General features: G+C 69.2%; 12 protein-coding genes. 6 read left to right on the top strand and 6 right to left on the bottom strand.

Annotated elements, in window-relative coordinates; all coding sequences use genetic code 11:
• Positions 1 to 14 precede the first annotated feature (14 nt).
• Genes BLTE_RS02075 through lptF form a run of 3 tightly spaced genes read right to left on the bottom strand, consistent with a single transcriptional unit; the run spans position 15 to position 4,754 of the window.
• Positions 15 to 2,462 carry an LPS-assembly protein LptD gene (locus BLTE_RS02075; RefSeq protein ID WP_126397148.1) on the bottom strand — a complete coding sequence of 816 codons (2,448 nt, stop codon included), beginning with the start codon at positions 2,460 to 2,462 and terminating at the stop codon, positions 15 to 17.
• Positions 2,462 to 3,556 carry an LPS export ABC transporter permease LptG gene (gene lptG / locus BLTE_RS02080; RefSeq protein WP_126397150.1) on the bottom strand — a complete coding sequence of 365 codons (1,095 nt, stop codon included), beginning with the start codon at positions 3,554 to 3,556 and terminating at the stop codon, positions 2,462 to 2,464. The genes BLTE_RS02075 and lptG overlap by 1 nt, the downstream gene beginning before the upstream one ends.
• 10 nt (positions 3,557 to 3,566) lie before the next feature.
• A complete protein-coding gene (gene lptF, locus BLTE_RS02085; RefSeq protein WP_126397152.1) occupies positions 3,567 to 4,754 on the bottom strand; it encodes an LPS export ABC transporter permease LptF in 1,188 nt (395 codons plus the stop codon).
• A 145-nt stretch (positions 4,755 to 4,899) separates the two neighbouring features.
• On the opposite strand from lptF, the gene BLTE_RS02090 reads away from it, so the two are divergent.
• The 5 genes from BLTE_RS02090 to BLTE_RS02110 all read left to right on the top strand — a co-directional run bounded on the left by BLTE_RS02090 (position 4,900) and on the right by BLTE_RS02110 (position 9,010).
• Positions 4,900 to 6,438 carry a leucyl aminopeptidase gene (locus tag BLTE_RS02090; RefSeq protein ID WP_126397154.1) on the top strand — a complete coding sequence of 513 codons (1,539 nt, stop codon included), beginning with the start codon at positions 4,900 to 4,902 and terminating at the stop codon, positions 6,436 to 6,438.
• A 29-nt stretch (positions 6,439 to 6,467) separates the two neighbouring features.
• Positions 6,468 to 6,926: a DNA polymerase III subunit chi gene (locus BLTE_RS02095; protein WP_126397156.1), complete on the top strand. Its 459-nt coding sequence runs from the start codon at positions 6,468 to 6,470 to the stop codon at positions 6,924 to 6,926.
• Positions 6,927 to 7,050: 124 nt separating this feature from the next.
• On the top strand, positions 7,051 to 7,422 hold the full coding sequence (locus BLTE_RS02100) for a hypothetical protein (RefSeq protein WP_126397158.1): 372 nt from the start codon (positions 7,051 to 7,053) through the stop codon (positions 7,420 to 7,422).
• Positions 7,423 to 7,630: 208 nt separating this feature from the next.
• Positions 7,631 to 7,885, top strand: coding sequence for a hypothetical protein (locus BLTE_RS02105; RefSeq protein ID WP_126397160.1), 255 nt, complete (start codon positions 7,631 to 7,633; stop codon positions 7,883 to 7,885).
• Positions 7,886 to 8,041: 156 nt separating this feature from the next.
• Complete coding sequence (locus BLTE_RS02110) at positions 8,042 to 9,010, top strand: IS110 family RNA-guided transposase (protein ID WP_126396710.1); 969 nt, start codon at positions 8,042 to 8,044, stop codon at positions 9,008 to 9,010.
• Positions 9,011 to 9,240: 230 nt separating this feature from the next.
• Here the strand turns inward: BLTE_RS02110 and BLTE_RS02115 are convergent, their stop codons facing one another.
• Positions 9,241 to 11,124 carry an ABC-F family ATP-binding cassette domain-containing protein gene (locus BLTE_RS02115; protein WP_126397162.1) on the bottom strand — a complete coding sequence of 628 codons (1,884 nt, stop codon included), beginning with the start codon at positions 11,122 to 11,124 and terminating at the stop codon, positions 9,241 to 9,243.
• A 113-nt stretch (positions 11,125 to 11,237) separates the two neighbouring features.
• Positions 11,238 to 12,353 carry a glycosyltransferase family 4 protein gene (locus BLTE_RS02120; RefSeq protein WP_126397164.1) on the bottom strand — a complete coding sequence of 372 codons (1,116 nt, stop codon included), beginning with the start codon at positions 12,351 to 12,353 and terminating at the stop codon, positions 11,238 to 11,240.
• Between the two features lie 828 nt (positions 12,354 to 13,181).
• On the opposite strand from BLTE_RS02120, the gene BLTE_RS02125 reads away from it, so the two are divergent.
• The gene (locus tag BLTE_RS02125) at positions 13,182 to 14,150 is read left to right on the top strand and encodes an IS110 family RNA-guided transposase (RefSeq protein WP_126397166.1); all 969 of its coding nucleotides are present in this window, start codon (positions 13,182 to 13,184) and stop codon (positions 14,148 to 14,150) included.
• 171 nt (positions 14,151 to 14,321) lie between these two features.
• Here the strand turns inward: BLTE_RS02125 and BLTE_RS02130 are convergent, their stop codons facing one another.
• Positions 14,322 to 14,849 (bottom strand): adenine phosphoribosyltransferase, encoded by a 528-nt coding sequence (locus tag BLTE_RS02130; protein WP_126397168.1) that lies wholly within the window; start codon positions 14,847 to 14,849, stop codon positions 14,322 to 14,324.
• Between the last annotated feature and the right edge of the window lie 53 nt (positions 14,850 to 14,902).

Here is a 14,902-nt window from a genome sequence, read left to right on the forward strand (position 1 = left end):
CCAGATTGCGGCAGTTACGGGGTCAGCGACCCCACATTGGTCGAGAAGCCGCCTTCGCCCAGCGTGCGCAGGTCGATCTTGAACAGAACCTTGTGCACGTTCTCGGCGTTGCCGCTCTCGGTATAGTCGGTCACGTAGTTGACGCTGAGGCCGAAGCAGTCGTCGAGATACTTGATGCCGAAATTGGTGGTGTCGATCTTCTCGTTGATCAAATCGTAGCGCACCGCGGCGCTGACCGACCAGTTGCTGCTGATCTTCAGCCCGGTCGAGCCGACCACCGCCTCGCGCCAATCGGTGTAGCCGAGCAGCGGCTGCGGGGCGTAGCGCCCATAGAGCGCCGCCAGATTGAGCCGCTCGTACTTGGCGCCGCCCTGCAGCTCGAACCGGCGCACCTCGAAATCCGTCTCGGCGAAACGGTAGTGCGACGACAATGTGTAGACGCTGTCCGGCTGGTAGGTGAGGCGCGCCACATAGTCCGAGCGCGTGGTGTCGAGGCCGGAGTCGAGGCCGGTATTGGCCATGTCGGCCTGGGCGAACGAGTTCAGGCCGAACAGGTGATAGGACTGGCCGAACAGGGCGTTGACGGTGCCGGCGCCGTTGAGCTGGGCGGTGTACTGCAGGCCGGCATTGACGCGGCCGCCGCCCTCGACCCGGTCATAGCCGGAATACTTGTTGATCTCGAACAGGTTGGTGTCGTCGAACACCAGGCTCTGGGCGTCCTCGTTCGGCAGCTTGCCGATCTGGCTCTCGTTCGGGCGGACGATGACCTGGGCGATCGGCTCCAGCGTCTGGGTGCCCCAGGACTGCACGGCGATGAACGGCCAGCGGTATTCGAGGCCGGCCGCCGCCATGCCGCGCGAGACCATCTGGTTGTCGCTGCTGACGAACTCGGTGGAGTAGTCGTAGGTCGGCGCATCGCGCCAGCCGGCGTCGCCGCGCACCATCAGGAACGGCGTCACCACCTGCCCGGTGGTCGGCTCGATCAGCCGCTTCTTCCAGTACATGTCGGCCGACAGGCGCGAATAGGTGCCCGGCGCGCCGCGCATCACGCAATTGTTGCGGCTGACGTCGGTCGACAGCGCCGAGCAGTCGGAGCCGTTGATGCCGTCGAGGTCGGCCTGCGTGCGCGACATGCTGGCGACGTTGACGTTGAAGCCGGCCTCGCCGCCCCACACCGGCGGCAGGAAGACGTAGTTGTAGTCGATGATCGGGTGGGTGATCGGCAGCTGCTTCTGAATGTCGTACTCCGACAGGCCCATGTAATAGACCGAACGGGCGTCGAAGAAGCTGCGGTCGCCCAGGCCGGTGATGAAGACCTGCGAGCGGATTTCCTTCTGACCGAACGAGAAGACCGTGTGCTTGTCGAGGTCGTAGTCCTGCAGGAACGTCTTGTCCGACAGCATGGCGGCGTCCCAGCCCCACCGCCAGCGATCGTTGAGCCAGAATTCGCCGTGCGACTCGATCATGCCGCGGTCTTCGCGGTAGCCGGGTGTGGTGGAGCCGTCGCTGCGGACGAAGACGCTCAGATCCTCCTGGTGGATGCCGGCGGCGCGGATGGTGTAGGCGCCGTTGATCAGGCGCTGACGCCACTCGGCCTGCATCAGCAGGCCCTGCTCGGTGGTGATGGTCGGCGTCAGGGTGACGTCGTAGTCCGGCGCCAGCGCCCAATAATAGGGAATGCCGGCGGAGAAGCCGAACTTGGTGCTCTGTGAGAGCTCCGGCATCAGGAAGCCGGACTTGCGCTTCACCGTCGGGTCGGGATGCGAGAAGTACGGGAACCACGCGATCGGCAGGCCGAACATCTCGACCGTGGCGTTCTCGTAATAGACCATCCGCTCACCCTCCTTGTGGATGATGCGGGCGGCCTTGACCTGCCAGGCGACGGGCTTCTTGGGGTCTTCCTTGCAGGGCTCGCAGGCGGTGTAGACGCCGGAGCGCAGCACCGTCACGTCGCCTTCGCGGCGGTCGGCGCTGGCGGCGGCGAAATGGGTCCGGTCGGCGCCTTCCAGGCGCAGCGACTGGACGAAGCCTTCCTTGAAGTCCTGGGTCAGCTCCAGCCGCTCGGCATAGACGACGTCGCCGGACTTGCTCTTCAGGCGGACGTTGCCCTCGCCGTACATCTTGTTGGCGCGGCGGTCATAGGTGACGCGGTCGGCCTCGAGCACCGAGCCGTCATTGTAGATCTGGACGTGGCCGACGGCCGAGACGCGGTCGTTCTGGTAGTCGTATTGCAGCTCGTCGGCGGTGACGAGCATCTCCTTGCCGGCCTGCAGGCGCGGCGCCTCCAGCCCGGTGCCGATCGCAGGTCCGCGCGACTGGGCCTGCGCCGGCGCGAGCGCGCCGCTCGAGGCGAGCGCGAGCGCGCCCGCGGCCGTGCCGAGCAGGAGCGTGCGCACCAGCGCCAGACCGGCTTCGGTGCCGGTTCCTCCGGAGGGATGCGGCGGTCGACCCCGATCCGTCATCACCCATCCTCCTGCTGAAGCAGCACCATGAAGCCCAGCAACACCGTCGCTGCGGCCGGACCCCAGGCCGCAGGCACAACACCAATCATTCCCGCCGAAGCGAGATCTTCAGCGAGTTCGGAGCCGACATAAAGCAGAAAGCCGGCGACCACGCCACTCAGAATCATCGGGGCGATCCCGCCGATCCGGAAGAACCTGAGGCTCACCGCGGCGGCGATCATCACCATTGCCAGGAACAGCAGAGGCCTAGCCATAAGGCTCTGATACTGAAGCTGGAAGCGCGCAGGCGACAGGCCGGCCTCGCGGGCGGCGACGATGGCGTCGGGCAGATCCCAGAACGACACCGAATCGGCCTTGGAGAGCGAATCGCGCACCTGATCTGCGGTCAGGGTGGTGGCGAGCCGGTAGGTGTCGAGGCTGCGCGGCTGCGTGGTGGCGGAGAAGATTCGCACCGTTTCGAGAATCCAGGCGCGGTCCTCGAGGCGGGCGGTGGCGGCCTCGATGCGCTCCTGCAGCTGGCCGTTGGCATCCAGCGTCAGCACGATGACGCCGGTGAGGCGGCGCCCGTACTCGGCCGCCGCCTTGGCATTGAGGATCGCCGGGCCCGATTCGCTCGACTGGCGCAGCCAGATGTCGCCCTCGCCGCCGCCCTGGAAGAACAGCGAGCGGCCGCCGAAGATGTCGGCCTCCAGCGTGCTGGCGTGCTCCTTCAGCGCCGCCGCCACCGGGTTGTAGAGGACGGTGGCGAACAGCCCCACCGCGAGGCTGCAGGCCACCGCCGGGAAGGTGAACTGCCACACCGACACGCCGGCGGCGCGGGTGACCACCAGTTCCAGCCGGCGCGACAGCATCAGGAAGCTGCCCATCGCCGCGAACAGGATGGCGAAGGGCAGCATCTGCTCGACCAGCGAGGGCACGCGCGACAGCGTGAGCTGGGCCAACAGCAGCACGGTGGCCTTCGGCGTGTCGCCGGTCCGCCGCAGCATCTCGACGAAATCGACCACCGCGATCAGCAGCGCCGACCCCAGGAACACCATGATCAGCGCTTCCATGAAGCGCCGCGCGAAATAGATGCCGAGGGTGCGGCCGATCATGCGCGCCCCCTCACGCCCGCATCGGGCGGATGAGCCGCCCGAGCTGGCTGGACACCGCGCTGCCGATCCGGTCGAGGGCGGAGGCGCCGGCGACCTCCAGCCGGCCGGAGCCGGCGAGATAGCCCAGCGCGATGGCCGAGATCGGCAGCAGGTACATCAGCGGCACGAAGGCCGCCGAGCGCACGGTCAGGCCGGTGACGGCGAACCCGAGGAGCCGCAGCACGCCGGTGGCGGCCACCGCGGCCACCGCCGCGGCGCTGCGTCCCTCGCGGGTCGAGCGGGCCTGTCCGAGAAACGCGAACGCACACATCACAAACGCCAACGGGTAGAGCGGAGCCGTCAGCCGCTCGTGAATCTCCGACCGGAACCGTCCGGGCTGCATCTGGAAGTACGGATCGGCCGGATCGGGGGACATCAGGTCCGAGAGTGTGCGCTCACGTGGTTTATAATGAATTGCCGCCGGCTCGCCGGAGAACTGCGACAGGTCGAAGGCGTAGCGCTCGAAGAACACGATCGAGGTATCCTGGTCCTTCTTGGTGCGGCGCTGCAGGCTGCCGTCCTGCAGGACCAGGAACATGCCGTCCCCCGAATCGATGATCTGGCCGCGCTCGGCCAGATAGATCATCTCCTGGTTGGGGTCGCGCCGGTCGGCGACCAGCAGGCCGCGCAGCTCGCCATTGGCCTGACGGGCGCGGATGTGGAAGGTGAGGTTCTTCTCCACCGAGGTGAAGCGGCCCGGCTGGACGATGTTGGCCACCACGTCGGCGCGGATCTTGGTGATCTCCTGGCGCAGCAGGCGCATGGAGGCCGGGGCGAGGTGGATGCTCATCGCCCCCACCACCACCGCCACCGCGCAGGCCAGCAGCACGATCGGCCGCACCACGTGCGTCGGCGACATGCCGGCCGAGGTCATCACGATCAGCTCGGAGTCCGAGCCCAGCCGGTTGTAGGTGAAGATGACCGCCAGAAACAGCGCGATCGGCGCGATCACCAGGAACAGCAGCGGCAGCGACAGGCCGGTGACGACGAAGAACACGATCACCGTCTGCCCCTTGGAGGTGAGCAGATCGAACTCGCGCAACGCCTGGGTGACCCAGATGACGCCGGTGAGGGTGACGAGAACCATCACGAACGCCGAGCTGGTCATCCGCAGCACGTAGAGCTCGATGCGGTGCAGTCCCAGCCTCAACGCGGTCACCCTTCGGTCCTGAATCTGCGCCGATTAGAGCGCGTTTGAGGCGCCAGCGGGGCGGCGGTTCCGCCTGCGGCAACGCTTTTCCGCACCTGTTGCCATTTCGGCACACTGCGCCGTATTGCTTAGGGATTCCCCGCTGGAGCGTTCCATGTCGCATATGCCCAAGATCACCTTCGCCAAGCCGCCGGCTGCCGCCGAGGACGGCATTCTCGTCGTGTTCGTCGACGACCGCCTGGAGACCGGGCCGGCCGCCCGCGCCGCGCTGGAGCCGGCGGCGGGCCTGATCGCGCGGGCCGCCACCGCCGCCCGCTTCAAGGGCAAGCTCGCGGCGACGCTCGACGTGCTGGCGCCGGCGGGCCTCGCCGCCGAGCGGCTGATCGTGGTGGGGCTCGGTGCCGTGGCGGAGCTGAAGCCAGCCGACCTGCTCAAGCTCGGCGGCGCGGTGATGGGCAAGCTGCCGGCCGCCGCCAGGGAGGTGACGGTGGTGCTGGAGCGGCCGGGCGGCGAGTTCACGCCAGCCGACATCGCCGAGTTCGCACTCGGTCTGACGCTGCGCGCCTATGCCTTCGACCGCTACAAGACCAAGAAGAAGGAGGACGAGGAGGAGGAGGGGACGAGCCGGGCCCGCATCAATCTGGTCTGCGCCGATGACGGCGCCGCCAAGAAGGCGTGGCGGGCCAAGGAGCCGGTGGCGAACGGCGTCATCCTCGCCCGCGACCTCGTCAACGAGCCGCCGAACGTGCTGCATCCGCCGGAGTTCGCCCACCGCGCCGAGGCGCTGTCCAAGCTCGGCGTCGAGGTCGAGGTGCTCGACCCCAAGGCGATGAAGAAGCTCGGCATGAACGCGCTGCTCGGCGTCGCCCAGGGCTCGCAGCACGAGGCGCGCCTCGTAGTGATGCGCTGGAAGGGTACGCAGGGCGAGGGCAAGCAAGGTGAGAACAAACAGCACGAGAGCAAGCCGGTCGCCTTCGTCGGCAAGGGCGTGACGTTCGATTCCGGCGGCATCTCGATCAAGCCGGCGGCGAGCATGGAGGAGATGAAGGGCGACATGGCGGGCGCCGCCTGCGTCGTCGGCCTGATGCACGCGCTGGCCGCGCGCAAGGCCAAGGTCGACGCGGTGGGGGTGATCGGCCTCGTCGAGAACATGCCCGACGCCGAGGCGCAGCGGCCCGGCGACATCGTCAAGTCGATGTCGGGCCAGACCATCGAGATCATCAACACCGACGCCGAGGGCCGGCTCGTGCTGGCCGACGCGCTGTGGTACGTCAAGGACCGCTTCAAGCCGGCCGCGATCATCGACCTCGCCACGCTGACCGGCGCCATCCTGGTGGCGCTCGGCCACGAGCATGCCGGCCTGTTCACCAATGACGACACGCTGGCCGACAAGCTCACCGCCGCCGGCCTCGCCACCGGCGAGCGAGTGTGGCGCATGCCGCTCGGCAGCGATTACGACAAGCTGATCGACTCCAAGTTCGCCGACATGAAGAACACCGGCGGCCGCAATGCCGGCTCGATCACCGCCGCGCAGTTCCTGCAGCGCTTCGTCGACGGCACGCCGTGGGCGCATCTCGACATCGCCGGCACCGGCATGGGCGCGCCGGCCAGCGACATCAACAAGAGCTGGGGCCCGGGCTGGGGCGTGCGCCTGCTCGACCGGCTGATCGCCGACGTCTACGAGGAGGGGTGATCGTCGGCGGGACGGAGGGGCGAGGCCGGATGACCGAGGTTCTGTTCTACCATCTGCAGCGGCGCACCCTGGAGCAGGTGCTGCCGCCGCTCTTGGCCAAGTGCCTGGAGCGCGGCTGGCGAGTGGTGGTGCAGGCGGCCTCCGCCGAGCGGGTGGCGGCGCTCGATGCCCATCTGTGGACCTATGACGACGAGAGCTTCCTGCCGCACGGCCCGGCCGGCGACCGCGACGCCGCCGACCAGCCGATCCTGCTCACCACCGCCCCCACCAACCCCAATGGCGCGAGCGTGCGCTTCCTGGTCGACGGCGCCGAGCTCGACGATCCCGCCGCCTATGCGCCCTATGCGCGGGCGGTCTTCCTGTTCGACGGCAATGACGACGAGGCGGTCGCGAGCGCCCGCGGCCGCTGGACGGCGCTGAAGGCCGCCGGCCACGAGGTGACCTATTGGCGCCAGGACGAGGCCGGCCGCTGGGAGCGCAAGGGCTGAGGTTGCAGCGGTGAGCCGATTGGCGCAAACCTGCCGGCCGCCCGACTGGGCGGCAATTCTCAATACGGGTCGGACGGCAATGACGGTTCGTTTCGGGTCGGTTTCTTTTTCGGGTTTGGCTGTCGTGGCGGCCGTGCTGCTCGCCGGCTGCGCCGGGGAGGGCACCGTGCCGGCGCGCGGCGCGGGGGCCGCGGGCGGCAGCGGGCCGGTGCCGCCCGGCGAGCTGGTCAGCGCCGAGGGGGCTTGCGGCGAGGCGGCCGAGGGCAATGCGCCGAGCAAGCTCGATTTCGGCCTCACCGAGTGCGAGGTGGTGCGGCTCGTCGGGCCGTTCGACCGGGTCGAGATCGGCGACGCCCAGGGCGTGCGGGTGGTGACGATGGTCTCGACCGCCGGCGCCCGGCCGGGCATCTACCGCTTCGAGGCCGGCCGCCTGAAATCGGTGGAGGCCGCGCCCGAGCCGGAGAAGAAGAAGGGCAAGCCGGCGCCGAGGCATTGAGCGGGCTTGGTCGTTCCGGGCATCAGGGGCTTGTCGTCCCGGGCAAGCGCGCACAGCGCGCGCGACCCGGGACCGTGTTCCGGAAGCTACGGCGTTCACGGATCTGATTCTGTGCTGAGCCATCAATGGCTTAATGGACAGGCTGCGGATGTCTCATCGAGAACGCGGTGGATCGGCAGTCACCGGGGGCCGCAGGATTGAACTCGTCATGCCCGCGCTTGTCGCGGGCATCCACGTCTTGAAAACCTATTTGAAAACAAAGACGTGGATGGCCGGGACAAGCCCGGCCATGACGACGGCGGGCTTGTGCCAGACGCCGCAGGCGCAAGTCACGCCGAAAGAGATCGCGTTTCGGCTCGATCTCTCTCGGCCCAGGCGATTCAGAACCATGAATACCGTAGGTTCCGGAAGGGGGGCTTTTCCGGACGACGATCCCGGGTTGGAACGGCGAACTGTGCTTTGATGGGTGCACCGGCTCGGGGTGGCCACCCCGAGCCGGTGCGGGCGGCACGCCGTGTCCCGGGTGAGCCTTCGAGGCCGTCGCGAGCAGAAGCGGCCGTCCGTCCCAAGCCAACCCGAACAGTTGCACGGGGCTTTTGACCCCGCTTCCAAGCCTGGGATGCTTGCCATGCTGCCACACCCGACGCCGCTTGCCACCCACCTTGTGGGCATCGATGTCTCCAAGGACTGGCTCGACATCGCCTTCGACGACACCAAGGTCGAGCGCGTCGATAACACCCCCGCGGCTCTCCAGCGCTTGGCCAGGCGCCTGGTGAAGGCCGGGCTCACCACCGCCGGCCTGGAGCCGACCGGCGGCTATGAACGCCTGGCGGTCGCGGTGCTGCGCGAGGCCGGCCTCACCGTGCTGCAGGTCGACAGCTGGCGCTGCCGCCAGTTCGCCAAGGCCTGCGGCCAGCGCGCCAAGAGCGATCCGCTCGACGCCCGCATCATCCGCGCCTTCATGCTGCATCACCCCTGCCGGCCGTTCCCGGAGCCCTCGCAAGCGCAGAGCGACCTGACCGCCTGGGTGCGCGAAATCACCCGCGCCGAGGCCGACATCCGCCGCCTCGAGAACCGCAAGGCCCACCCCACCCTGGCGGCCATCACCGCCCGGCTCGATGCCGAAATCGCCGCCCTGCGCGAGACCGTCGCCGCGGCCGAACAGGCCATCGAGGCGTTGATCGCCGCCGATCCGGCGATGGACGCCAAGGCCAAGATCATCACCTCGGTGCCGGGGATCGCCAACAAGACGGCCCGCGTCCTGCTCGCAGAAGCTCCCGAACTCGGCCGGTTCACCCCCCGCCAAGCCGGTGCCATCGGCGGCTGCGCACCCTATCGCAACGACAGCGGCAAAGCGCGGCGGCCGGCCCATATCGAGGCCGGACGCCGCGCGCTCAAGCGCGCCTGCTATCTCGCCGCCTTCGCCGCCATCCACTGGAACCCGTGGGCCAAACAGCTCTACGCCGACCTCAAAGCCCGCGGAAAACCCGCCAAGGTCGCCCTCATCGCCATCGCTCGAAAGCTCCTGACCATCCTCAACGCCATGATTCGAGACAACAAACCCTGGCGAGACCCCAAAACCGCATGACAGTTGCTCGCTTTGCTCGCCCGGGATGACGAGGCCGAGGCTGTCGTCCCGGGCAAGCGCGCACAGCGCGCGCGACCCGGGACCGTGCGCAGGATGGGGTGTCTTTTCTTGAGGACGATCCCGGCTCGGCGCTGCGCGCCGTCCGGGATGACGCGGCCCCGGAGTGGTGGGTGGAATACGCTTCGCTATTCCACCCTTGAGCGACACTCCCCCCGGCCGCGCTGCGCGTGTCACCCGCTGATCGCCGCCTCGTATTCGGCGGTGGCCTCCAGCCACGCTTCCTCGGCGGCGGCAAGCGCGGTCGCGGCATCCGCCCGGCGCTTCGACAGCTTCGCCGCTTTGGCCGGATCGCGCGTGTAGATGTCGCCGTTCGCCAGCGTCGCGTCGATCTCGGCGATCTCGGTCTCGCGCGCGGCGATCTCCTTCTCCGCCGCGGTGACGCGCTTCTTGATGGGGGCCGCCGCCGAGCGCCGCTCGGCCGCCGAGCGCCGCTCCTCCGCCCGCGACGGGCCCTTGTCGGCCGCCTGCTTCGGCGCGGCGTCGCCCGCGGCGCGCGACAGCACCAGCTTGCGATAGTCGTCGAGGTCGCCGTCGAAATTGGTCACCGTGCCGTCGGCGACCAGCCACAGCCGGTCGACGGTGGCGGCGATCAAATGGCGGTCGTGCGAGATCAGGATCACCGCGCCGGGAAAGTCGTTGATGGCGTTGGCCAGCGCGTCGCGGGCATCGACGTCGAGATGGTTGGTCGGCTCGTCGAGCACCAGAAGATGCGGCTTGCGGAAGGTGGCGAGCCCGAGCAGCAGCCGCGCCTTCTCGCCGCCAGACAGCTTCTCCACGGGCGTGTCGGCGCGCTCGCCGGAGAAGCCGATCTGGGCGGTGCGGGCGCGCACGTCGGATTCGGCCGCCATTGGCATCAGCGTGCGCACGTGCTGGTAGGGGCTCTCCTTGGGCCTGAGCTCGTCGAGCTGGTGCTGGGCGAAATAGGCGATCTCCAGCTTGTCGGCGACCGTCATGCGGCCTGACAGCGGGGCAAGGCGCCCGGTGATCAGCTTGGCCAGCGTCGACTTGCCGTTGCCGTTGGAGCCGAGCAGCGCGATGCGGTCGTCGGTGTCGATACGCAGATCGAGGCTGCGCAGCACCGGCTTCTCGGGCGCGTAGCCGACCGAGACCTGATCGAGCGCCAGGATCGGCGGCGAGGGCAGGCGGGCCGGCGCCGGAATGACGATCGGCACCGACTCCTCGTTCACCGCCACCGCCAGCGGCGCCAGTCTCTCCAGCATCTTCAGGCGCGACTGCGCCTGGCGCGCCTTGGTCGCCTTGTAGCGGAAGCGGTCGACGAAGGCCTGCAGGTGCTTGCGCTGGGCCTCCTGGCGCTTCTTCATCCTGGCGTCGAGCATCTGCTTCTCGGCGCGCTGGCGCTCGAACGCCGAATAGCCGCCGCGCCACAGCGTGAGGCGCCCTTCGCCGAGATGCAGCGTCCAGTCGACCGCCTGATCGAGCAGGTCGCGGTCATGGCTGATGATGACGACGGTGTGGGGATAGCGGGCGAGATAGTCCTGCAGCCACAGCGTGCCTTCGAGGTCGAGATAGTTGGTCGGCTCGTCGAGCAGCAGCAGGTCCGGCTCGGCGAACAGCACGGCGGCGAGCGCCACGCGCATGCGCCAGCCGCCGGAGAAGTCCGAGCACGGGCGCTGCTGCGCCGCCTCGTCGAACCCCAGGCCGGCGAGGATGCGCGCCGCGCGCGCCGGGGCGGAGTGGGCGCCGATGTCGGCGAGCCGCGTCTCGATCTCGGCGATGCGGTGGGGGTCGGTGGCGGTCGCGCTCTCGGCCATCAGCGCGGCGCGCTCGACATCGGCCGCCAGCACCACGTCGATCAGTGCCTCGGGGCCGGAAGGCGCCTCCTGCGCCACCCGGCCGATGCGGGCGCGCGGCGGCAGCGCGATGCGGCCGGTGTCGGTCGGGTGCTCGCCGCAGATGGCGCGGAACAGCGTGGTCTTGCCGGCACCGTTGCGGCCGACCAGCCCGACATGGCCGCCGGTCGGGATCTGGGCCGAGGCGTTCTCCAGGAGCACCCGGCCCGCGACGCGCAGCGTGATGGAGTCGATGGTGAGCATGGCGCTCACCTCGCCCAAGCGGGCGGAGAAAGCAAGGATGGAGAAAGCAAGGATGATGGCTTCAAGCCTGCTTCTCCGCGGAGCCAGGAGAGGCGCCGCGGAGAAGGGGTAGGTCAGGGCGCATGCACCTCGTTGGGCCGCGCCGCCACCGCGGGCGGCGGCCACGCGGCTTCGAGGTGGGCGGGGGCGGGCAGGCGCGCCGCGCGCCCGAGGGCGCGGTAGATTTCGAGATAGTCGCTGGCCATGCGCTCGGCGGTGAAGCGGGCCTCGAAGCGGGCGCGGATGCGCCGGCGGTCGAGCGCCACCACCTCGGGCAGCGCCAGCAGCGCCTCCTCGAACTCGGTGACGATGCGGCCGGTGATGCCGTCCTCGATCACCTCGGGCACCGAGCCGACGCGGAACGCCAGGAGCGGCGTGGCGCAGGCCATGGCCTCGATCATCACCAGCCCGAACGGCTCGGAGCGGTCGACCGGGAACAGCAGCGCCTGCGCCTCGCCGATGAAGCGTGCCTTGTCGCGGTCGCTGATCTCGCCGACGAACTCGATGCCGCCGTCATAGGCGATCTCGGGCCGCACCACCTCGCGGAAATAGCTCTCGTCGGCCTTGTCGATCTTGGCGGCCATGCGCAGCGGCAGGCCGAGCTCGCGCGCCAACCGGATGGCGGCGAGCGGCCCCTTCTCCGGCGACATGCGGCCGACGAAGGCGAGATAGCCGCCGCGCGGCTCGAAGGTCGGCGCGAACAGATCCTTCGGCAGGCCGTGATGGACGGTGGCGACGACATTGGCGTCGGGGATCGGCGCGCGCTGGTGCTCGGAGACGGCGACAAGCGGCATGTCGGGGAAGCCGCGATAGAGCGCGGCGAGATCCGGCAGATCCTGGCGGCCGTGCAAAGTCGTCACCGTGCGGCGCGGCTGGTCGTTGAACAGCGGGAAGTGCAGCACCTCGGTGTGGAAATGCAGGATGTCGAAGCCGGGCGCGCGGGCGCGCACGCGGTCGAGCATCAGCATGGCGTGCGGCAGCGGATCCTTGACGTTGGACGCATGCCGCAGGCCCTCGCGCGTGCACGCCACGAGTTCGGCGCGGGTGATCGAGTCGCCGCTGGCGAACAGCGTCACCTCGTGTCCGAGATCGACCAGGGCTTCGGTGAGATAGTGGACGACGCGCTCGGTGCCGCCATAGAGACGCGGCGGAACGCTTTCCATCAGCGGCGCGATCTGGGCAATTCGCATGGGCACCTCGTGTTGGTCAGCTCGATGGCGACATCGAGTTGGCGGCCCGCGCACGGGTGCGCCGGCCAGGGGGCAACACAGGCTCGGCCTGGGTCATCTGGACGGTCAACGTGTCGTGGAAGGGCCGGTTCCCGGCGTTGCGTCAGGTGTCGCTGCGGCAATTTGAACCGCCGGCGCGCGGGCGAGGGCGCGTTGTCGCTTGGGCTTTGTCATCCCGGCCGAGCGTGAGCGAGAGCCGGGATCGTTTTCCGGAGGAGGGACAACTTCCGGCGCGCGGTCCCGGGTCGCGCGGCTTTGCCGCTTGCCCGGGACGACAGCGGGGGCTTCGTCATCCCGGCCGAGCGTCAGCGAGAGCCGGGATCGTCCTCCGGAAAAGGGCCCATTTCCGGCGCACGGTCCCGGGTCGCGCGGCTTTGCCGCTTGCCCGGGACGACAGCGGGGCATCGTCATCCCGGCCGAGGCGTGAGCCGAGAGCCGGGATCGTTTTCCGGAAAGGGACGCCCCCTTCCGGCGCACGGTCCCGGGTCGCGGGCCTGCGGCCCTTGCCCGGGACGACAGCGGGGCTTTGTCATCCCGGCCGAGGCGTGAGCCGAGAGCCGGGATCGTTTTCCGGAAAAGGGACGCCCCCTTCCGGCGCACGGTCCCGGGTTGGAACGGCGAACTGTGCTTTGATGGGTGCACCGGCTCGGGGTGGCCACCCCGAGCCGGTGCGGGCGGCACGCCGTGTCCCGGGTGAGCCTTCGAGGCCGTCGCGAGCAGAAGCGGCCGTCCGTCCCAAGCCAACCCGAACAGTTGCACGGGGCTTTTGACCCCGCTTCCAAGCCTGGGATGCTTGCCATGCTGCCACACCCGACGCCGCTTGCCACCCACCTTGTGGGCATCGATGTCTCCAAGGACTGGCTCGACATCGCCTTCGACGACACCAAGGTCGAGCGCGTCGATAACACCCCCGCGGCTCTCCAGCGCTTGGCCAGGCGCCTGGTGAAGGCCGGGCTCACCACCGCCGGCCTGGAGCCGACCGGCGGCTATGAACGCCTGGCGGTCGCGGTGCTGCGCGAGGCCGGCCTCACCGTGCTGCAGGTCGACAGCTGGCGCTGCCGCCAGTTCGCCAAGGCCTGCGGCCAGCGCGCCAAGAGCGATCCGCTCGACGCCCGCATCATCCGCGCCTTCATGCTGCATCACCCCTGCCGGCCGTTCCCGGAGCCCTCGCAAGCGCAGAGCGACCTGACCGCCTGGGTGCGCGAAATCACCCGCGCCGAGGCCGACATCCGCCGCCTCGAGAACCGCAAGGCCCACCCCACCCTGGCGGCCATCACCGCCCGGCTCGATGCCGAAATCGCCGCCCTGCGCGAGACCGTCGCCGCGGCCGAACAGGCCATCGAGGCGTTGATCGCCGCCGATCCGGCGATGGACGCCAAGGCCAAGATCATCACCTCGGTGCCGGGGATCGCCACCAAGACGGCCCGCGTCCTGCTCGCAGAAGCTCCCGAACTCGGCCGGTTCACCCCCCGCCAAGCCGGTGCCATCGGCGGCTGCGCACCCTATCGCAACGACAGCGGCAAAGCGCGGCGGCCGGCCCATATCGAGGCCGGACGCCGCGCGCTCAAGCGCGCCTGCTATCTCGCCGCCTTCGCCGCCATCCACTGGAACCCGTGGGCCAAACAGCTCTACGCCGACCTCAAAGCCCGCGGAAAACCCGCCAAGGTCGCCCTCATCGCCATCGCCAGAAAGCTCCTGACCATCCTCAACGCCATGATTCGAGACAACAAACCCTGGCGAGACCCCAAAACCGCATGACAGTTGCTCGCGCGGCTTCGCCGCTTGCCCGGGACGACAGCGGGGGCCTCGTCATCCCGGCCGAGCGCGGTAGGGCGGAATAGCGTAGCGTATTCCGCCAAGACCGGGATGCCGGGTCGGCGTGTGGGAGCGGCGCAATACGCTTCGCTATTGCGCCCTACGATGCGCGTCTCAGTGCCCCTCGAAGGCGGTGAGCGTGCGCACCGGCACGTCGAGCGCCTCGAGCTTCTGGCGGCCGCCGAGGTCGGGCAGGTCGACGATGAAGCACGCCGCCACGACATTGGCGCCCATGTTGCGCAGCAGGTTGACGGCGCCGGCCGCCGTGCCGCCGGTGGCGATCAGGTCGTCGACCAGGATCACCCGCTCGCCGGCGATCACCGCATCGACGTGCATCTCCATCTCGTCGGTGCCGTATTCGAGGGCGTAGGCCATGCGCACGGTCTGGTGCGGAAGCTTGCCCTTCTTGCGGATCGGCACGAAGCCGGCCGAGAGCTGGTGGGCCACCGCGCCGCCGATGATGAAGCCGCGCGCCTCGATGCCCGCCACCTTGTCGATCTTGTCGCCGGCCCAGGGCTGCACCAGCTCGTCGACCGCCTGGCGGAACGCCTTGGCGCTGCCGAGCAGCGTGGTGATGTCGCGAAACAGGATGCCCGGCTTGGGATAGTCGGGAATGGTGCGGATCGAATCCTTGAGATTCATGCTGGGTCCCCCTCGTCGTGTCGGTGCCGCCGCGCGCGGCACGCCCCCGTCTT

The sequence above is a fragment of the Blastochloris tepida genome (genome assembly GCF_003966715.1).
Taxonomy (GTDB): domain Bacteria; phylum Pseudomonadota; class Alphaproteobacteria; order Rhizobiales; family Xanthobacteraceae; genus Blastochloris; species Blastochloris tepida.